This window comes from Shinella curvata (genome assembly GCF_022899935.1).
GTDB classification, from domain to species: Bacteria; Pseudomonadota; Alphaproteobacteria; order Rhizobiales; family Rhizobiaceae; genus Shinella; species Shinella curvata.
This window is the reverse complement of sequence record NZ_JALJCJ010000007.1, coordinates 382284-401989: the sequence shown is the minus strand read 5'-3', so window position 1 is coordinate 401989 and position 19706 is coordinate 382284. Positions and strand designations below refer to the sequence as shown.

Annotated in this window: 20 protein-coding genes; 10 read left to right on the top strand and 10 right to left on the bottom strand. The window is 64.0% G+C overall.

The features are described from left to right. From MUU55_RS24990 to MUU55_RS24970, 5 genes are all read left to right on the top strand, one after another. Positions 1-212 (top strand): hypothetical protein (locus MUU55_RS24990; protein ID WP_244763487.1); only part of this gene is annotated, 212 nt, incomplete at its 5' end. Between the two features lie 172 nt (positions 213-384). Further along, entirely contained in the window at positions 385-2853 is a 2469-nt protein-coding gene (gene hrpB / locus MUU55_RS24985) for an ATP-dependent helicase HrpB (RefSeq protein ID WP_244763486.1), read from the top strand. 20 nt (positions 2854-2873) lie between these two features. Beyond that, entirely contained in the window at positions 2874-4175 is a 1302-nt protein-coding gene (locus MUU55_RS24980; protein ID WP_244763485.1) for an ActS/PrrB/RegB family redox-sensitive histidine kinase, read from the top strand. A 77-nt stretch (positions 4176-4252) separates the two neighbouring features. Beyond that, complete coding sequence (locus tag MUU55_RS24975) at positions 4253-4822, top strand: ActR/PrrA/RegA family redox response regulator transcription factor (protein WP_244763484.1); 570 nt, start codon at positions 4253-4255, stop codon at positions 4820-4822. Between the two features lie 38 nt (positions 4823-4860). Next, entirely contained in the window at positions 4861-5346 is a 486-nt protein-coding gene (locus MUU55_RS24970; RefSeq protein ID WP_244763483.1) for an immunity 26/phosphotriesterase HocA family protein, read from the top strand. A gap of 24 nt (positions 5347-5370) precedes the next feature. On the opposite strand, the gene MUU55_RS24965 is transcribed toward MUU55_RS24970, so the two are convergent. After that, the gene (locus MUU55_RS24965; RefSeq protein WP_244763482.1) at positions 5371-5901 is read right to left on the bottom strand and encodes an MmcB family DNA repair protein; all 531 of its coding nucleotides are present in this window, start codon (positions 5899-5901) and stop codon (positions 5371-5373) included. Positions 5902-5918: 17 nt separating this feature from the next. Then, positions 5919-6251, bottom strand: a complete 333-nt coding sequence (locus MUU55_RS24960; protein ID WP_244763481.1) for a hypothetical protein — start codon at positions 6249-6251, stop codon at positions 5919-5921. 35 nt (positions 6252-6286) lie between these two features. On the opposite strand from MUU55_RS24960, the gene MUU55_RS24955 reads away from it, so the two are divergent. Beyond that, positions 6287-6943, top strand: a complete 657-nt coding sequence (locus MUU55_RS24955) for a L,D-transpeptidase (protein WP_244763480.1) — start codon at positions 6287-6289, stop codon at positions 6941-6943. A gap of 107 nt (positions 6944-7050) precedes the next feature. On the opposite strand, the gene MUU55_RS24950 is transcribed toward MUU55_RS24955, so the two are convergent. Beyond that, on the bottom strand, positions 7051-9219 hold the full coding sequence (locus MUU55_RS24950; protein WP_244763479.1) for a malate synthase G: 2169 nt from the start codon (positions 9217-9219) through the stop codon (positions 7051-7053). A 124-nt stretch (positions 9220-9343) separates the two neighbouring features. After that, positions 9344-11350, bottom strand: coding sequence for a hydantoinase/oxoprolinase N-terminal domain-containing protein (locus tag MUU55_RS24945; protein WP_244763478.1), 2007 nt, complete (start codon positions 11348-11350; stop codon positions 9344-9346). Between the two features lie 144 nt (positions 11351-11494). Between MUU55_RS24945 and MUU55_RS24940 the strand changes: the two genes are divergently transcribed. Further along, positions 11495-12046: a hypothetical protein gene (locus tag MUU55_RS24940; RefSeq protein ID WP_244763477.1), complete on the top strand. Its 552-nt coding sequence runs from the start codon at positions 11495-11497 to the stop codon at positions 12044-12046. Here MUU55_RS24940 and MUU55_RS24935 read toward each other — a convergent pair. The 6 genes from MUU55_RS24935 to hslV all read right to left on the bottom strand — a co-directional run bounded on the left by MUU55_RS24935 (position 11991) and on the right by hslV (position 17391). Next, complete coding sequence (locus tag MUU55_RS24935) at positions 11991-13400, bottom strand: cytochrome P450 (protein ID WP_244763476.1); 1410 nt, start codon at positions 13398-13400, stop codon at positions 11991-11993. The two genes, MUU55_RS24940 and MUU55_RS24935, sit on opposite strands and share 56 nt — an antisense overlap. Positions 13401-13503: 103 nt before the next feature. Next, positions 13504-13800, bottom strand: a complete 297-nt coding sequence (locus tag MUU55_RS24930) for an immunity 53 family protein (RefSeq protein WP_244763475.1) — start codon at positions 13798-13800, stop codon at positions 13504-13506. Between the two features lie 74 nt (positions 13801-13874). After that, entirely contained in the window at positions 13875-14822 is a 948-nt protein-coding gene (locus tag MUU55_RS24925; RefSeq protein WP_425314229.1) for a DUF1402 family protein, read from the bottom strand. A 178-nt stretch (positions 14823-15000) separates the two neighbouring features. Beyond that, positions 15001-16305 (bottom strand): ATP-dependent protease ATPase subunit HslU, encoded by a 1305-nt coding sequence (hslU, locus tag MUU55_RS24920; protein WP_244763474.1) that lies wholly within the window; start codon positions 16303-16305, stop codon positions 15001-15003. Further along, a complete protein-coding gene (locus MUU55_RS24915) occupies positions 16302-16844 on the bottom strand; it encodes a GNAT family N-acetyltransferase (RefSeq protein ID WP_244763473.1) in 543 nt (180 codons plus the stop codon). The genes hslU and MUU55_RS24915 overlap by 4 nt, the downstream gene beginning before the upstream one ends. Then, entirely contained in the window at positions 16834-17391 is a 558-nt protein-coding gene (gene hslV, locus MUU55_RS24910) for an ATP-dependent protease subunit HslV (RefSeq protein WP_244763472.1), read from the bottom strand. The genes MUU55_RS24915 and hslV overlap by 11 nt, the downstream gene beginning before the upstream one ends. Positions 17392-17618: 227 nt before the next feature. On the opposite strand from hslV, the gene MUU55_RS29195 reads away from it, so the two are divergent. The 3 genes from MUU55_RS29195 (at position 17619) to MUU55_RS24900 (ending at position 19705) form a co-directional block, all read left to right on the top strand. Beyond that, on the top strand, positions 17619-17747 hold the full coding sequence (locus MUU55_RS29195; RefSeq protein ID WP_280519103.1) for a hypothetical protein: 129 nt from the start codon (positions 17619-17621) through the stop codon (positions 17745-17747). An 868-nt stretch (positions 17748-18615) separates the two neighbouring features. Then, the gene (hisB, locus tag MUU55_RS24905) at positions 18616-19209 is read left to right on the top strand and encodes an imidazoleglycerol-phosphate dehydratase HisB (protein ID WP_244763471.1); all 594 of its coding nucleotides are present in this window, start codon (positions 18616-18618) and stop codon (positions 19207-19209) included. Between the two features lie 25 nt (positions 19210-19234). Next, positions 19235-19705: a DUF2628 domain-containing protein gene (locus MUU55_RS24900; protein WP_244763470.1), complete on the top strand. Its 471-nt coding sequence runs from the start codon at positions 19235-19237 to the stop codon at positions 19703-19705. Position 19706 lies beyond the last annotated feature (1 nt).

Genomic DNA, 19706 nt, shown 5'->3' with positions numbered 1-19706 from the left:
ATCAGGAAACCTTAGAGCGAGTTCGTCGGCCGCCAGAAGCGCCGCCGCTCTCGTTCGATGGCCGGGTTATAGGCCCACTCATTCTGGGCGTCAACAGCCGATTTCATAAAAAAAGAGAAAATCGACAAGTAATTGATTTTGTTCGTTTATTTAATGAGACACGGACGGGGGAAGGGCGTAACCGGCTGAAAACCTGCGTTTCCGCAATTTGAAATCTTGTCCAGGTGGTAAAACTTTCTGCCTGCACCGCATAACGTGCTTTCGGGAGATCAACCCACTCTCCCGGCTCTTTTCCGGGCCTCCCCGGCGGGCTATTCAGGCGGAAAGAGAGCGGTTCCGGCGTCGTCGGCCCCCTCTTTATATATAGGGATATGCAGACCGATCATGGCATCGATATCAGAGACCATGCCGAAACTGCCGATAACGGATGTGCTGCCCGACCTCGGAGCCGCCCTTTCCGTCGGCACGCGCGCCGTGCTCTCGGCGCCACCTGGAGCCGGCAAGACGACACTGGTGCCGCTTTACCTGCTGGAACAGACCTGGCGCGGCGATGGCAGGATCATCCTGCTTGAACCCCGGCGCCTTGCGGCACGTGCGGCGGCCGGGCGGATGGCGTCACTGCTCGGGGAGAAGGTAGGCGAGACCGTTGGTTATCGCATGCGGCTGGACAACCGTATTTCCGCCAAGACGCGCATCGAGGTGGTGACGGAGGGTGTCTTCGCCCGGATGATCCTCGACGATCCCGAGCTGGCGGGTGTGTCCGCCGTTCTCTTCGACGAATTCCACGAGCGCTCGCTCGATGCGGATTTCGGGCTGGCGCTGGCGCTCGACGTGCAGGCTGCCTTGCGCGAGGACCTCCGCATCGTCGTCATGTCGGCGACGCTTGATGTCGACAGGGTATCCACGCTGCTCGACCATCCGCCCGCCATCGTCAGCGATGGACGCAGCTATCCCGTCGAGATCCGTTATCAGGACCGGCCCGCCGGCGAGCGTATAGAAGACAGCATGGCGCGCGCCATCATAGAGGCGCATCGCGCGGAAAGCGGATCGATCCTCGCCTTCCTGCCGGGACAGGCCGAGATTTCGCGCACGGCCGAGCGGCTCGAGGGCCGCTTCGGCGCCGACACGACTGTAGTGCCGCTCTACGGCAATCTCGGCCAGAAAGAACAGGACGCGGCGATCCGCTCCGCGCCCGCTGGCACCCGCAAGATCGTGCTGGCAACCTCGATCGCCGAGACCTCCATCACCATCGACGGCGTTCGCATCGTCATCGACAGCGGTTTGCAGCGCCTGCCGGTCTTCGAGGCGGCGACCGGGATCACGCGGCTGGAAACGGTGCGCGTCTCCCGCGCCTCCGCAGACCAGCGCGCCGGTCGCGCCGGGCGAACGGAGCCCGGCGTGGCGATCCGTCTCTGGCATGCCGGCCAGACGGCGGCGCTGCCGGCCTTCACGCCGCCGCAGATCCTGTCCTCCGATCTTTCCGGCTTCATGCTCGACGTCGCCCATTGGGGTGTCGCCGATCCCGCGACGCTGCGGCTGGTCGATCCGCCGCCGATGGCTGCGGTGGAAGAGGCCCGTAACCTGCTGCGCCTGCTCGGTGCGCTGGATAACAGCGGCGCGCTGACGCCGTCGGGAAAGCGCATCCGCGAACTGGCATTGCCACCGCGGCTCGCCGCAATGATCCTGTCGGCCGCCGAAACCGGCGAGCAGGCGGCGGCGGCGCGGCTCGCCGTGCTTCTCACCGAACAGGGGCTGGGCGGCCCCTCGGTCGATATCGAGGAGCGCCTGCGCCGCTTCTCCCAGGAGCGCGGCGAACGGGCCGATGCGGCGCGAAAACTCGCCCAGCGCATGGCCGAGGGTTTTGGCGCGGCCAAAGGCGGATCAACGAGCACGCCGGGCGCACTGCTGCTGCATGCCTTTCCCGACCGCATCGCTCTGCAACGCGGCGGCCGGGGACGTTTCGTCATGGCGAACGGCCGTGGCGGCGAAGTGCCGGAGACCGAGCGGCTGGCGGGCGCCGACATGATCGTCGTCGCCGACCTCACCGGCCAGGCCGGACGGCAGCGCATTCTCGCCGCCGCCGAAATCGACCGCGCGACCATCGAAGCCGAGCTTGCCGACAGGATCGTACGCGAGGACCAGTGCCTCTTCGACCGGGCGAGCCGGCAGGTGCGCGCACGCCGGGTCATGCGCCTCGGCGCGATGATCCTGGAGGAGACGCCGCTCAAGCGTCCGTCCGGGTTAAAGGCGGCGCAGGCGCTGGCCGACGGCATTCGCCAGCTCGGCCTGCAAGCCATTCCCTTTTCCCGCGAGGCGGCGCAGCTGCGCGACCGCATCGGCTTCCTGCATCGCTCGCTCGGCGCGCCCTGGCCCGACACCAGCGATGACGCCTTGCTAGCCTCGCTCGACACCTGGTTCACACCCTTCCAGGAAAACACCCGTGGGATCGACGACATCACGGCGGCAAGCCTGCACGATGGGCTGATGGCGCTGGTGCCCTACGACGTGCAGCGCGATATCGGCAAGCTGGTGCCCACCCATTTCGAGGCGCCGACGGGACAGCGCCATCCGATCCGCTATGATGGCGACGAGCCGGTGCTGGCGATCCGCGTGCAGGAACTGTTCGGGCTGAAGCAGCATCCGTCCGTTGCCGGCGGGCGGCTTCCGCTGCTGCTGGAGCTCGTGTCGCCGGCCCAGCGGCCGATCCAGACGACCCGCGACCTGCCCGGTTTCTGGGCGGGCTCGTGGCGGGATGTGCGCGCCGACATGCGCGGGCGCTATCCCAAACATCCCTGGCCGGAGGACCCGGCCGAGGCCATGCCGACGACGCGCGCCAAGCCGCGCGGCACATGACGGAAGAGAAGGGACGCATCATGGCATTCTATCAGGATATCGACTTCGAGGGCTCCGGCCGGCGGCTGCGCCTGGAAACGCTGATCCGCCTGCGCTGGCTTGCCGTCGCCGGCCAGTCGATCAGCGTGCTCGTCGTCGCCTTCTGGCTGAAATTCCCGTTGCCGCTCCTGCCTGCCGCGGTGCTCATCGCGCTGCTTGCGGCGGTCAATTTCTTCCTTGCCGTGCGCTTTGCCCCGGCGCACCGGCTGACGCCCGCCTCCGCCTTCACGCTGCTTGCCTTCGATCTCTGCCAGCTGATGGCGCTGCTGTTCATTACCGGCGGCCTTGCCAATCCGTTTGCACCGCTGGTCTGCGTGCCCGTCATCATCTCGTCGTCGCTCCAGCCGATCCGTTTCAGCCTGACGCTCGGCGGGCTTGCCGTCGCCGGCATCACGGCGCTCGCCTTCACGCCCTTCCCGCTGCCCTGGTATGTCGGCACGCTGCTCGTCGTTCCGCCGGTGCTGACGGCGGGCTTCTGGTTCGCCATCGTCTCCACCACCGCCTTCGCCGCCTTCTATTCCTATCGGGTGTCCCAGGAAGCCAAGGAGCTTTCCGACGCGCTGACGGCAACCGAACTCATCCTCCAGCGCGAAAAGCACCTCTCGCAGCTCGATGGCCTTGCCGCCGCCGCCGCCCACGAGCTTGGCACGCCGCTCGCCACGATCAGCGTGGTGGCGCGCGAGATGGAGCGCGAACTCGGCAGCGACGAGCGCTTCAAGGAAGACGTGCAGCTCCTGCGCAGCCAGAGCGAACGTTGCCGCGACATTCTGCGCCGGCTGACCACGCTCTCGACGGAAGACGAAGCCCATATGCGTGTGCTGCCGCTCTCCTCGCTGATGGAGGAGGTCTTGGCACCGCACCGCGAATTCGGCATCACGCTCAACCTCGTCGAGGACGGCGACCGCGCGGGCGAGCCGATCGGCAACCGCAATCCCGGCATTCTCTACGGTCTCGGCAATCTCATGGAAAACGCCGTCGACCATGCCCGCGAGGCGGTGACCGTCACCGTGGGCCATACGCCGGATAAGGTGACCATCGTCATCGAGGACGATGGCGACGGGTATGCGGCGGACGTTCTCCAGCGCATCGGCGATCCCTATGTCACCAAGCGGCAAAAGGACGAGCGGGCGGGCGGGCTCGGGCTCGGCCTCTTCATCGCCAAGACGCTGCTGGAGCGCTCCGGCGCCAAATTGACCTTCGGCAACCGCACGGGCGACCAGCCGGGTGCGCGCGTCTCGGTCGATTGGCCGCGGGCCCGCATGGAGGCAAAGGGCGTGAAATGACTTTACCGGCGCACCCTTAGGGGTGATAAGCTGATCCCGATCAAGAATGGACAAAAATCCGCGACGGAAGACGAAAAATGGCTGAAAACAACGAACCGCAGACCGCACCGGAAGATATCGGGCCGGATCCCTCGCTTCTTCTCGTCGATGACGATGCGCCGTTCCTGCGCCGTCTGGCCCGCGCCATGGAAACACGCGGCTTTGCCGTCGATACGGCCGAATCGGTCGCCGAGGGCATTGCCAAGGCCAAGACCAACCCGCCGAAATATGCCGTGGTCGATCTTCGCCTCGGCGACGGCAGCGGCCTCGACGTGATCTCGGCCATCCGCCAGCGCCGCGACGACACGCGCATCATCATGCTGACCGGCTACGGCAATATCGCCACCGCCGTGAATGCGGTGAAGCTCGGCGCGGTCGATTACCTCGCCAAGCCCGCCGACGCCGACGACATCTTTGCCGCGCTGACGCAGCGCCCCGGCGAAAAGGTCGAGCTGCCGGAAAACCCGATGTCGGCGGATCGCGTGCGCTGGGAACATATCCAGCGCGTCTATGAGATGTGCGACCGCAACGTCTCCGAGACGGCCCGCCGCCTCAACATGCACCGCCGCACGCTCCAGCGTATTCTGGCCAAGCGCGCGCCGAAATAGGCAAGCTATCACGCCCAGGGCGCTGAAAAGGGATAGCAATGGCAAGCAAGAGAATACGGCGTAGGATAGGCGATATTCTGCAGATCGATCTTGGCGATAGTCAACATTGTTATGCGCAGGTTGCTGGTGAGCCAGTGATCGTCTTCTTCGATGGCATTTTCACAGAAACCATCTCGATGGAGGATATTCCAAGGCTCCCCGTTGCCTTTAGGCTGGCCGTATCCAATTACGCGGTCACCAGAGGGGTCTGGCCCGTTATTGGCTCAAGGCCATTGACGCCCGAGAATGCTGAAGAGCCATTCTTCTACAAGCAAGATAACAGAGACCGTCTTTTTCTCTACCACTCCTCGTTTGCCGCTCAGAATTATGAGCGGCCAGCATCCTTGGCAGACTGCATCGGGCTGGAATGTGCTGCTGTATGGGACCCAGAACATGTCGTGGATCGATTGCGCGATCATGCTCTGGGTCAACCCAATCGATGGGTTGAGATCCTGAAAATAAAGATTCCCTCAATTTCCGGCTGACAGTGCGCGGTACAGAATCAACAACTACGCCGGTTCGTCGCGCCGCCCGGAGACGATCGCCGACATATCCGGCCCGTCGCGGCGCGAATCCATTGCAAACTCCGCCAGCAGCAGCCGGCCCGCCGCGACGCGGGCGAAGGCGAAGGTGACGGCCTTGCGCGTCGGGGCGGCCAGCTTGTGCTCTGGCGCCTCGCGCAACATGTGCGCACCGTAACCATCGGAGAGGATGAGGCCGCACTCCTCCGGAAAGATATCGAGCGGCACGTCCTTGTGGGTCGCGAAGAACAGGCGGTCGCAGTGGCGGCGGTAGTCGGGCCACTTGCGGTCGACGCGAAAATCCTCGATCGACGTCTTGATCTCGACGATCCAGATCTCGCCCTTGTCCGACAGGCTGACGAGATCGGCGCGCCGGCCGCTTGCAAGCGTCAGCTCCGGCAGCACTGCGTGGCGCATCTCCATCAGCATGCGCTGCACGCCGCGGCGCACCATCATGGCACGATCGGACTGGCGGCCGTCGAGCAGCGGATTGTCGTTGTGAATCGAAACGATCGTCATCGGTCAAACCTCGCGAATCACATTCTAGCGGCCGATCCCGCGAAATCGATTCGGCCCTGCCGGAAAACGTTAAGACAGCGGGCAAAACTGCGGCGAGAAAAAGACTCTGTTAACTGCGCGAATCTGTTCTTGTGCGGCTCGGGCACGATGCGCTGCAAGGGCATTGAACAGCGCACGGTGGCGTGCTTGGCATTGTCGGGGCTGAGCGAAAGCGGCGGGACGCCGGCATTGTTGTTGCAAAAAAACAATCCGGCAGCTTTTTGCCTTCGCTTACGCCCGCGCCGCGGCGCGCAGACTTGCATTGACTGGTTTAATCGAAAATAAACCATAATCGATGAAAGCTTCCGCATCCCGGAACTTCTTAATTCCTTTACAAGAGAATCTCATGCGCTTCCGCAATGCCCTCCTTCTGTGCGGCCTCGCAGCAGCCGTCACGCTCGCTGGTTGCTCCTCGTCCTCCCTTCCGGGCGAAAAGGTGGCGACCAATGCCATCTTCACGTCGGACTACGGCGCTGTCGAGGACAACGGCTATGCCCTGCCGGCGATCCCGATCAGCAAGGTGAACACCAAGTTCCACCGCCAGATCGTCGATTACGCCACCAGCGAGAAGCCCGGCACGATCGTCGTGAACACCCCGAACCGCTTCCTTTATTATGTGCTGCCCGGCGGCAAGGCCGTGCGCTACGGTATCGGCGTCGGCAAGTCCGGCTTTGCGTGGCAGGGTGAAGCCTACATCGCCTGGAAGCAGGAATGGCCGAACTGGCATCCGCCGAAGGAAATGGCGGACCGCAAGCCCGAAGTCGCACGTTACGTCAAGGACGGCATGGGGCCGGGCCTGAAGAACCCGCTCGGCGCCCGCGCCATGTACCTCTTCAACGAGAAGGGCCAGGACACGCTGTTCCGTCTGCACGGCACGCCGGAATGGGCCTCCATCGGCACGGCCGCCTCGTCGGGCTGCATCCGCCTGATGAACCAGGACATCATCGACCTCTACAGCCGCGTCCGCCCCGGCAAGGGCGCCCGCGTCGTCGTCCAGCAGTAAGCAGACGACAGTCTCTGTATATAAAGAAGCCGCCGGAGCAATCCGGCGGCTTCTTTCGTTTGGGGCATTGAACGGCAAGGCGATCAACCGCCTTGCCGGAAGGCACATCAGGCCGCAGCGGCCTTCAGCTCGAGGCGGCGGCGGTGCAGGACCGGCTCGGTATAACCGTTCGGCTGCGCGCGGCCCTCAAGCACGAGCTCGACGGCAGCCTGGAAGGCGATCGAGCCGTCGAAATTGCCAGCCATCGGGCGATAGAGCGAATCACCGGCATTCTGCCCATCGACGACGGCGGCCATGCGCTTCATCGTTTCGAGGATCTGATCCTTGGTGATAACGCCGTGGTGCAGCCAGTTGGCGAGGTGCTGGGCGGAGATGCGCAGCGTCGCGCGGTCCTCCATCAGGCCGACATCGTTGATATCGGGGACCTTCGAGCAGCCGACGCCCTGGTCGATCCAGCGCACGACATAACCGAGGATGCCCTGTGCATTGTTGTCGAGCTCGCGCTGGATTTCCTCCGGCGTCCAGTTCGGCCGCACCGCGACCGGAACGGAAAGGATGTCGGTGAGCTTTGCCCGCGGGCGCGACCGCAGCGAGGCCTGCACCTCGGCGACATTGACCTTGTGATAGTGCGTCGCGTGCAGCGTCGCCGCCGTCGGCGAGGGAACCCAGGCGGTGTTGGCGCCGGCCTTGGGATGGGCGATCTTCTGCTCCAGCATGGCGGCCATCAGGTCCGGCATGGCCCACATGCCCTTGCCGATCTGCGCATGGCCCGACAGGCCGCAGGCGAGACCGATATCGACGTTCCAGTTCTCATAGGCGGAAATCCAGGCGGCCTGCTTCATGTCGCCCTTGCGGATCATCGGACCCGCTTCCATCGAGGTGTGGATCTCGTCGCCGGTGCGGTCGAGGAAACCGGTATTGATGAAGACGACGCGCTCCTTGGCGGCGCGGATCGCTTCCTTGAGGTTGATGGTCGTGCGGCGCTCCTCGTCCATGATCCCCATCTTCATGGTGTTGGGCGCCATGCCGACGGCGGCCTCGACGCGGCCAAACAACTTCGAAGCGAAAGCGACCTCTTCGGGGCCGTGCATCTTCGGCTTGACGACATACATCGACCCGGCAGGCGAATTCTGCCGGCGGCCATTCGGACCGACGTCATGCAGCGCGATGAGCGCGGTGACCATGGCGTCCATGATGCCCTCCGGCACCTCGTTGCCATCACGGTCGCGGATCGCCGGATTGGTCATGAGGTGGCCGACATTGCGCACCAGCATCAGCGAACGGGCACGCAGCGACGCGGCCGAGCCATCCGGCGCGGTGTAAGCGCGGTCCGGGTTGAGCCGGCGCGTGATGGTCTTGCCACCCTTGGCGACTTCTTCCGACAGATCGCCCTTCATCAGGCCGAGCCAGTTGCGATAGACGACGACCTTGTCCTCGGCATCGACGGCGGCGACGGAATCCTCGCAGTCCATGATCGTGGTCAGCGCCGATTCGATCGCGACGTCGGAAATATGCGCCGCATCGTCCTTGCCGGTCGGCGTCGTCGCATCCACGCGGATTTCGATATGCAGGCCGTTGTTGCGCAGGAGAACCCGCGTCGGTGCGGCGGCTTCACCGACAAAGCCGGCGAACTTCGCTTCATCCGCAAGACCCGTCTTGCCCCCGCCGACCAGCGCGACGACGAGCTTGCCGCCCTCGACGGCAAGGCCGGCCGCCTCGCGCCAGGACGTGCCCGTAAGCGGCGCAGCCTCATCGAGGAAGCCGCGCGCCCAGGCGATGACCTTGGCGCCGCGCACGGGATTGTAGCCCTTGCCCTTTTCCGCGCCGTCGGTTTCCGGAATGGCATCCGTGCCGTAGAGCGCATCATAGAGCGAGCCCCAGCGCGCATTGGCGGCGTTCAGCGCATAACGCGCATTCATGACGGGAACGACGAGCTGCGGGCCGGCGAGGCTGGCGATCTCTGGGTCGACATGGTCGGTCGTTACCTTGAAGTCGCCGCCCTCGGGCAGGAGGTAGCCGATCTCGCGCAGGAAGGCTTCATAGGCCGCCATATCGACGGGTGCGCCGTTTTCGCGATACCAGGCATCGATCTTTTCCTGCAGCGCATCGCGCTTGGCGAGCAGGGCGCGGTTTTCCGGGGCCAGATCATGCACGATGGCGGAAAAATCGGCGAAATAGCACTCCGCATCCACGCCCGTGCCAGGAAGGGCCTCCGTGACGATGAAATAATAAAGGGCGCTGTCGATCGAAAGACCGGCTTTTTCGGTATAGGTCATCTGAAAAGGCTCCGAATGGCGGGATAAGGGGAGTATCCCGAATGGTCCCACTTTCCGGAGGTTTCATTCATAGTCAATTCGGCAAGGACATAAAGAATTTATTCCGCTCGGGAATAAATCCTACTTATCCTTCCTGCGCGATGCGTGGCCGGCCGCTGGCGGTGGCCGTAAAACGCGCCTCGATCAGCTTGCGCGACCCCTCGACTTCAGGCGCATCGATGGCCTCCGACAGGGTCACGACCGGCTCGTCCGCCCCGTTGGCACGCGCCGCCTGCAACGCTGCCGTCATCGCCCGCTCCTTGGCCAGCGAGAAGGCTTTCTCCTCGTCGATGAGGCGTACGCTGTCGCCCGCACCGTTGACGATGAAGATACCCTCTTCCGGCTGGGTGACGAAGACCGTGACGGCATTGCGCACCTGGCCGACGACGGCGCCGACGGCGTTCGCCACGCCGGCATCCGCGGGGATGGAGGAGACCGCGCCCAGCATCTCGGCGATGGCGGGATAATAGACCGGTGCCGAGGCGCCGAGGCCGACCAGCGGCCGGTCGAGCGCGATGCGGAATTTCACGATGCCGGGAACGCGGTGCAGCGCCCGGTCGATGGAGATGGAGTTGGCCGGATCGAGTGCGCCCACGCCGTCATCGGCAAGGCAGGCGGAGAGGATGACATCGGCCGATTGGCGGGTGAGACGGTCGACCAGCGTGCGGGCCAGCGCTTCCGGCGTCTCGGCGATCGGTTTCCCGGTGCCGTCCTTGGTGCGGGCGGCAAGTTCGAGGCCGAGACGGGCGGCCACGGCATCCCACTGCCCCTGCCCACCCAGCACATGCATGGCATCCGATGGCGTGATGCCGCAGATATGCACGAGGCCGCGCGCAACCAGCCGGTCGAGCGTCGCCTTTTGCGGCGTCGAGAGCAGCAGGCCATCAAGCGGCAACGGCGTGGCGCCGATCTTGTCGTAGAGCGCCTGTTCCTGCGCCGTCAGGCCGCTCGCCAGCCGCTCCGGCACGCCGGTGCGCACGGCAAAACGCCCGTCATGGCGGCCCATATGCGGCGCGCGCAGCTGGCGCTCCAGCACGGAAACCACCGCCTCGGGATGCAGGTGCGAGGCAAGGCTGAGCGGCATGAAGCGGCGCGGCCCCAGATCGATCTTCGCCTTGAGGCCGCGGTCGTTGATGCGCACTTCCGAATCACCGCCCAACCCGAAAGTCCGCATCGCGACGGCTTCCACCATGGTGCGATAGCCGCCGACGACGGCACCTTCCGCATCGAGTTTCGGCCGGCCATTGTCGAGCACTGCCACGTCGGTCGTCGTGCCGCCGATATCGGAGACGACGGCATTGTCGAGGCCCGTCAGATGGCGCGCGCCGACAAGACTTGCCGCCGGGCCGGAGAGAATGGTCTCGATCGGCCGCAGCCGCGCTTCCGCCGCCGAGATCAGCGCGCCGTCACCACGCACCACCATCATCGGCACATGGATGCCGCGGCGCTGGAGATAGTCCTCGCAGGCGCCGATCAGCCGGTCGATCATCGAGATCAGGCGGGCGTTGAGCAGCGTCGTCAGGGCGCGACGCGGGCCGCCGAGCTTCGAGGAGAGCTCGTGGCTGCACGTGACGGGCAGGTGCGAGACCGCGCGGATGCGATCGCGCACCCGCTGCTCATGCGCCGGATTGCGCACGGCGAAATAGCCGGCAACGGCGAAGGAGGAGACGGTTTGCGACAGCTGCGGCAGCGCTTCGTCCAGTGCCGTCATGTCGAGCGGCGTCTCGTTGCCATGCACATTGTGGCCGCCGGGCAGGAAGAGCACGGGATCGTTGCCGAGCGCATCGGCAAGCCCGTCGCGCTTGAGATCGTCGGGCGAAAAACCGATCATCACGAGGCCGGCGCGGCCGCCCTGCCCTTCGACGAGAGCATTGGTGGCAAGCGTCGTCGACAGCGACACGAGGCCGATGGCCGCGACCGGCACCTGCGCCTCGGCCAGCACCGCCTCTACCGCGCCTGATATGCCGACCGCTAGGTCGTGGCGCGTGGTCAGCGCCTTGGCGCGGGCGACGACGCCCCGGGTTTCGCTGTAGAGCACGGCGTCCGTATAGGTGCCGCCGGTATCGATGCCGAGTAACAAATGATCTGCCACGAGAATTCTTCCGAATGCCGCCCCGTCTGTTGTCAAAAGGGCCTGGCTCTTTTCAAAGCGGGTGTGGAATGGTGTTATTGCATGTCCAAGCCGAATGCCACCATCCCGCCGGCGACATCAGGTGAAAGAACAAGGAGCCTTGCAGTGATTGAACTCTCCATCCGGCGGCCGCTTCTGGCGCGCCTTCTTCTTGGCGCCGCACTCGTTGCCGCCGGCCTGCCAGCCCATGCCCAGGAGGACGGCGAGGAGGAATACAAGGCGCAGATCCCCGATGTCTCCATCTACAAGGCGATGCTGGATGCCAACAAGCAGACCGGCTGGGTGCAGTTCCGCGAATTCTCCGGCCAGCAGCTCATCTATTTCACCGCCTTGCAGACCATGCATTGCCGGCTGAAGGAAGTGCGCTACTCGATCAATTCCGACACGCTCGACAAGACCTTCCCGATGGCGAAATGCGATCCGGAACTGCCCTTCAACCTGCCGTCCGACGACAGCCAGAACTGGCTCTACCTCAACCTGAAGCCGGGTGAGGCCCAGACGATTGCCGTGCAGGCAGTATGGGATGACGGCAGCGGCAGCGAGATCGTCATCTACCAGCCCTGCAAGAACCCGGAAGCGACCTGCGCCTCGATCAAGACGATCAAGAAGCCGAAGAAGCGCGGGGACGAGCCCGCACCCGTAACGCCAGCCCGTTAGCCGGCTGCGTCGTCAGGCGCTGCACCGGCCAGGGCTTCGTGTCCTCGGTCATGTCGAAGCGGAAGCGGTGCATCAGCACACCGAGCGCGATGATCGCCTCCTGCATGGCGAAGGTCGCACCGATGCAGATGCGCGGCCCCGCTCCGAAGGGCAGGTACTGGAAGCGGTGGATCGCCTCGCGATTTTCCGGCAGGAAGCGCTCCGGCATATAGGCGCGCGGCTTCTGCCAGAGCAGCGCATGGCGATGCAGCGTCCAGGGCATGACGAGAATGGTGACGTCGCGGGGGATTTCGACCACCTCGCCGGACGGACTCGTCCAGCGGTCGTCGGCAATCGCCTCGCGGTTGATCGAGGGCGCCGGCGGATAGAGCCGCATCGCCTCCTCGAAAGCCGCCCGCGTCCAGGGCATCAAATCCAGCCAGTCGACGGGATCGGCACCGCTTGAGACGACGCGGTCGATCTCCGCCTCCATCGCGTCGCGCACATGCGGGGAATTGGCGACGCAATAGAGCGTCCAGGCAAGCGCACGGGCCGTCGTCTCGTGCCCGGCGCCGATGAAGGTGAGGATATTGTCCTCCACCTCCTCCATGGTCAGCCCGTCCGGCCCGGCCGCGCGCAACAGCAGCGTCAGGAAATCGTTGGGTGCATCGCCATCGTCCGCCGCCATGCGCTTCAAGCGCAGATCCATCGTATCGCGTACGATCTTTCGGAATTTGCCGAGAACCCGGAGACCGCCGATGCGCGTCACGCGCGGCACCCAAGAGGGCGCGCGCAGCAGATCCATCGGATCGACCCGGCCCATGGAGTGCAGGAGGTCATCCACATCATCGGCGAAATTGTTGGAGGCGGTGACGATCTCGCCGGAAAACAGCGTTTCCGAGAGGATCGAAAAGGCGAGCTCCGTCATATCGTTGCCGATATCGAAGACCGTGCCCTCGGCGCCTTCGTATTTCCTGGCATAAAGCTCGGACTGCGCCAGCATCTGCGTCGCGAAGCCCTTGGCATGGCGCGGCGTGAAGATCGGCGCCACCGCCTTGCGCGAGCGGCGCCACACCGCACCCTCCGCCGTCAAAAGACCATCGCGCAGGATCGGCCGCAGCACAAGCTGGCGCACCACCGCCATCTTGTAGTTCTGGGCATTGTCGACGAGCAGGTATTTGATGAGGCCGGGATCGTTGACGATCAGCGTCTTCTCGCCGAAGAAGCTCGTCATGATCCAGGGCAGCGTATAGGACGGCTCGCCCCACAGTTCGAGCGGATTGCGGAAAACCGTCCTGATGATCTCGAGCTTCGACGGCGGCACCGTGCGCGGGATCGGCGCCGGCGGTTCGAACGGCTCGGGACGCATGTCCATCATCTGCCTCCTTGTGATCGGCTCCCTACACAAGTTGGGCCGAGAGGTGGGCGAAACTTAGAGCAGTCCAGCAAAAGTGCGCAGCGGAAAGCAGATCAAATTCTTATTGAGCGTTCATCACCCAGTTTCGAAACATCGTGAGAAGCGAATGGAGATGAAGCGGACCGCCAGCACCATGAAACACGTTGTCGTCGGTCCAACACACCCACCAATCAGTTTCATGATCATAATTGTACGTGGTCCGATCAAGCGATCGACCGTCGCAGTCCGTCCCTGTAAGATCGATTTTTATCGACCAACCCGGATTGTCGACAGTGTTGATCGACACACCAAATCCATGCTCCCAATCGCCGTTGCATTGGGACTTGTACCAGTTGGAAAACCATTCCAAAATATCCATGTGCCTATGCTATCGGAGCGGTAGCATGGCGAAAAGAGCAGAACGCTTTCTGCCGCGTTCTCGGAACTAACTTCCTAGAGCAGCCCCTGAAGTTCCGCCAGCTTGTCGTTGACCAGCCAGCCGTAATAGTTCTCTTCCGGCCAGGTCACCTCGCCGGCCGCGCGGCGTGCGGCAAAGGCGGCGGCGCGCGCGTCGGGGTTGCCGATATTATAGAGCGTCGAGGTTACGCCCGGATTCTTCGAAATGTCGACGCCGGCGATCTTCTTATAGGCATCGATCGAGCGGCGGATGGACGCTGCCATATAGGCGAGCGAGATATCGGGATCCATGATCGCCTGATAGACATCGGCCGCATCGTTCTCGTCGAGACGGTCGTAACCGGAGATGCGTGCGACGTCGTCGGTCAAGGTCAGCGCCGTCAGCGGGTTGATCTGGCCGAGGCCAAAAGTCTGGCCGGCATAGAAGGGCTGGAAGAACACCGCGCTGAAGCGGTTGTTCGGGAAGGATTTTCCGCCGACCGTCTCGCCCTTGAACGTCCGGTTCCAGACGCCCTCACGGCAGGTCCACAGCGCATAGGAGCCCTTCTTGTCGGCGCATTTGGCAAATTCCGGCCGCGCGACGAAGTCGGCGACATTCTCGCCGTCATAGGCGAAACGGAAGCTGCCGGTATAGGAGGCCGCCTTCACGTAATAGCTTTGCAGCCGATCATAGGCGTCGACATTGTAGGTGTGCTCGCCCACGATGGCGCCGACCATGTGGATCGGGGCGATGCCGTATTTGGCGGCGGTCGACTTGATCTTGCTCGTCAGCTGGCCATCGCTCGCCAGGAGATCGCGCACCTTCTCGTATTTGGCGTCGAAGGAGGTCTTGCCCGCCTTGGTACGGCGCACGGAGGCGCCGGGAATCGCCGGCTGCTCGGCATTGCGGTTGCCTTCAGGCACCACGTCCATCGCCATGACCGTGGTCTGGCTCTGCAAGACGAGCGTGGCGGCAAGGGCAAACACAGGGATGAGCTGACGCACGGTTGCGGTTCCTGTCTGATCGAATCTCTGGGCGGATGGCGGGGACCGATGCAAGACAATCGTGTCGGAATGATGCCAGCGCGGGCAAAGGCCTAGGCCGCGTCGCCTCTTCTGTCGAGGGGCCGCCCATCAAAAATGCGGCACCGGCGACGCCGAATGGGTCGCCGGTGCCGAAAGGTCACAGGATGTAGCGCGACAGGTCGGTGTTGGCCGCCAGCGTGCCGACATGCTTCTTCACGTAGTCGGCATCGATCAGCAGCTTGTTGCCGCCCTTGTCCGGCGCCTCGAAGGAGATCTCGTCGAGCACCCGTTCCATCACCGTCTGAAGACGGCGGGCGCCGATGTTTTCAACGCTTGCATTAAGCTGCACGGCTACGTCGGCCAGCGCATCCAGCGCGTCCTCGGTGAAATCGAGCTCGACGCTTTCGGTCTCCATCAGAGCCTTGTACTGGCGGATCAGGCTCGCCTCCGTCTCCGTCAGGATGCGGCGGAAGTCCTCCTTGGTCAGGGCCTTCAGCTCGACGCGGATCGGCAGGCGGCCCTGCAGTTCCGGCAAGAGGTCCGAGGGCTTGGAGACATGGAAGGCGCCCGAGGCGATGAAGAGGATATGGTCCGTCTTCACCGGCCCGTATTTCGTCGCCACCGTCGTGCCCTCGACGAGCGGCAGCAGGTCGCGCTGCACGCCCTCACGGGAGACGCCCGCGCCCATGCCGCCGTCACGGGCTGCGATCTTGTCGATCTCGTCGATGAAGACGATGCCGTCGTTTTCGGCCGAGCGGATCGCCTCGCGCTGGATCTGCTCATTGTCGAGCAGCTTGTCGGATTCGTCGTCGATCAGGATCTTGTAACTGTCCTTGACCGTCGTCTTGACCTTCTTGCTGCGCCCGCCCATCGCCTTGCCGAACATTTCCGACAGGTTCAGCACGCCGATATTGGCGCCCGGCATGCCGGGGATCTCGAAGCCGCCGGGCGTGCCGGTATCGGCGACGTCGACCTCGATTTCCTTGTCGTCGAGTTCGTTGTTGCGCAGTTTCTTGCGGAAACTGTCGCGCGTCGCCGGCGAGGCGGTGGCGCCGACCAGCGCGTCGAGCACGCGTTCCTCGGCATTGGCATGGGCCTTGGCCGTCACCTCGGAGCGCTTCTTCTCGCGCACCAGGCCGATGCCGACCTCGACGAGGTCGCGCACGATCTGCTCGACGTCGCGGCCAACATAACCGACCTCGGTGAACTTGGTCGCCTCGACCTTGACGAAGGGCGCACCGGCGAGTTTGGCGAGACGGCGAGAAATCTCCGTCTTGCCGACACCCGTCGGGCCGATCATCAGGATGTTCTTCGGCATCACCTCGTCGCGCAGGTCGGGCGCAAGCTGGTGGCGGCGCCAGCGGTTCCTGAGCGCGATGGCCACGGCGCGCTTGGCGTCGTGCTGGCCGATAATGTAGCGGTCGAGTTCGGAGACGATCTCGCGGGGGGAAAAGTTGGTCATGATCTCTCGTTCGCTTTCGGGTCGAATTGCATGATCAGCACGTCGTCGCCGGTGCGGCCCAGAAGGCTTTCGACAGGCCGGAAGCCGGCTTTCGAATAGGCGCGAACCGCACGGACATTCGTGGGATCGGGGTCGATGATGATGGTCTCGTGGCCAAGGCTGCGAAGACGGGAAACGAAGGCGGCAAGGGCCGCGGAGCCGACGCCGATGGAAAGCTTGTCGGCATGGCCGATCGACAGATCGACGCCGACGGCGTCCCGCGGCAGCTCCAGGAGCCAGGGATTGTCCTTCGTCCAGTCCTCGTTCTGGTGATGGCCGAGAAACCAGACTTGAATATAGCCGACCGGCTCGCCATCCAGCTGGATGAGGAAGGGACGGGTCGTGTCCCTGCCTTCCACCATGGCCCTGATGAAGCCGATTTCCTCCTGCGGATCGCCCCACCATTCGCGCACATGCGGCGTTTCCAGCCATGCACGAAGCAGCGGGTAATGCTCCTCCCCGACCGGGGAAAAACCGATCCGTCGGGGATCAAGCGGCATCCAGCGTCTCCACCACGAAATTGTGGTTGGTGTAGACGCAGATGTCGCCGGCAATCTGCATGGCCTTGCGGGCAATCTCTTCGGCCGATTTGTCGCTGTCCATCAGCGCGCGCGCCGCCGCATAGGCGTAGTTGCCGCCCGAGCCGATCGCCATGGTGCCGTGTTCCGGCTCCAGCACGTCGCCATTGCCGGTCAGCGCCAGCGTGACGGTCTTGTCGGCCACCAGCATCATCGCCTCGAGCCGGCGCAGATACCGGTCGGTGCGCCAGTCCTTGGCAAGCTCGACGGCGGCACGCATCAGCTGGTCAGGGTATTGTTCGAGCTTGGCTTCCAGCCGTTCGAGCAGCGTGAAGGCGTCAGCCGTCGCGCCGGCAAAACCGGCGATCACGTCGCCCTTGCCGAGACGGCGCACCTTGCGCGCATTGCTCTTCATGACGGTCTGGCCAAGGCTCACCTGGCCGTCGCCCGCCATCACCACCTTGCCGTCCTTGCGGACGGTGATGATCGTCGTGGCGTGCATGGAGGCGTAGGGGTTGTGTTCACTCATCGATGGACCTTTCAGGCCCGCAAACCGGGCAAGGACACCGCCAGCGAGGCGGCTTCGTTGTGTCCTATGTAAGCGGCGTTTTGGAGATTGCAAACGCAGGCAGCCGGTCGGGCCGCATGCCGCGCGCACGAAAAACAGGACAAGCACGGCGCCGTCCAAAATAAGCCTTGCTTTCCCCCTGGGATGAGCAGGTTATGGTCTCCCATCAATCAAAAGGGGTTACGGCAATGGCCAAAGGGCAGGTCCGCAGCAACAAGGAAACGCGCAAACCCAAGAAGGACAAGGTGGCCGCCAAGGCCCCGCCGACGCTTGGATCGCAGGTGAAAAGCAGCGAGAGCGCGACGAAGAAGAAGTGAGGGTGGCTGCGGAGCGGAGGATGTCCCGCATTCCTCTCCTCCGATCTCCCTCCACCTTTCTCCCACTCGCCGCGTCTCCCCGCGACACGCGCGAATCTCTCCTCCGTCATCCTCGGGCTTGACCCGAGGATCCACCCATCCGCACGGCCCAGCTTGTGGCATGGATCCTTGGGTCAAGCCCGAGGATGACGTAGAGGGGAGGATGAGGGCGTGCCCCAAAGAGACCCAGTTAACCGAAAGACGCTTCGCCAAAAGGCCGCTGCAGGGCTGGCTTTCCGAAAGGGCTCGCCCAAAAACAAACGCGACTCCACCCCACCCAACCACATCTTTACCCCCCAATTTTCCCCGCCCCCACAACGTCGCCTATCCTGAACGTCCTTCCGCCGCCGGACGGATCGCGTAACGTGTCGATGCGGGCGGGAGGAGGCGCTTTCGTGTCTGCCGAAACGTACGGCAGGGGCGAAAGAGGCGTGGAGCGGCGGGGCGTGACACCCCCGTCGTGCGAGGTTTCCCCCTTCTCCGGGTCGCCGAGGAGGTTTGGGCCCGCCATGCAAGCATCGCTACGCATGAGCCCGAAAAATGCGCAGGCGGTTTTCGGACAAGGCTCATGCGAGACGATGCGCAGCGAAGCCCCGCCATGCCTGAAGGAGGATGAGACCGCCTCCGAAGAACGCCTGGGCCGCGCGAAAGCGAAGCCACCATCACACCAATTCCAGAGGCAACGCTTTCGCGCTGTTCTCCGGACGGTGTCATCAACCCGATGGCCAGCCATGCGGGCCGCTCCTGCATGCGCCTGAAACCCCTCGAAAGACTGGCCTTTTGTAAAGAGCCCTGTTAAGGAGCGGCGGTTAATTTACCGGAGACTGCCATGAGCCGCACCGCCAGCGTTTCGCGCAAGACGAACGAGACCTCCGTATCGGTCACCGTCGACATCGACGGCACCGGCACGTCGCGCATTTCGACGGGCGTCGGTTTCTTCGATCATATGCTCGACCAGCTGTCGCGCCATTCGCTCATCGACATGGAGATCAAGACCGAAGGCGACTTGCATGTCGACGACCACCACACGGTGGAAGACACGGGCATTGCCATCGGCCAGGCCATCGCAAAGGCGCTCGGCGACCGTCGCGGCATCACGCGCTACGCCTCGCTCGACCTCGCCATGGACGAGACGATGACGCGCGCCGCCGTCGATGTCTCCGGCCGGCCGTTCCTCGTCTGGAACGTCAATTTCTCGGCCCCGAAGATCGGCACGTTCGATACCGAGCTGGTGCGCGAATTCTTCAACGCGCTCGCCCAGCACGCCGGCATCACACTGCATATCCAGAACATCTACGGCGCCAACAACCATCATATCTCGGAGACGTGCTTCAAGGCCGTCGCGCGTGTGCTGCGCACCGCGACCGAGATCGATCCCCGCCAGGCGGGCCGCGTTCCCTCGACGAAGGGTTCGCTGGCCTGATCCAAAGGCACAGCTGGAGGCCGTCATGGCCACATTCCTCGTTCTGATACCGCCCGGCGCGACATCCGGTGATGAAAATGCCCGCATCGTCCGCGACCGCTTTTCCTGGGTCGCGTTCGTCCTGCCCGTCATCTGGCTCCTCTGGCATCGCGCCTGGCTCGCCGCAGCCCTCGCCTTCGCCGTCCAGGCGCTCGGCGCGGCAATTGCGGATCATCCCGTCTTCGGCCTTGCCGGCCTCGGCATCTGCCTTGCCACCCATCTTCTCGTCGCGCTCGAAGGCCCGTCCATGCTCGTCGCCGGCCTGGAACGCCGGGGCTGGGCGGTCGATGCGGTGATTTCGGCCGACGACCGCGCCACGGCGGAAGAAATTTATTATACGGAAACCCCGGCCGCTGCGGCAGAAACGCGCGACAGCGTTTCGCTCCCGGCCGCCGAAACCTCCGCGCGCCGGCACGCTCCCATGCTCGGCCTCGTCGGTTTCAAGGAAGGACGCTAGA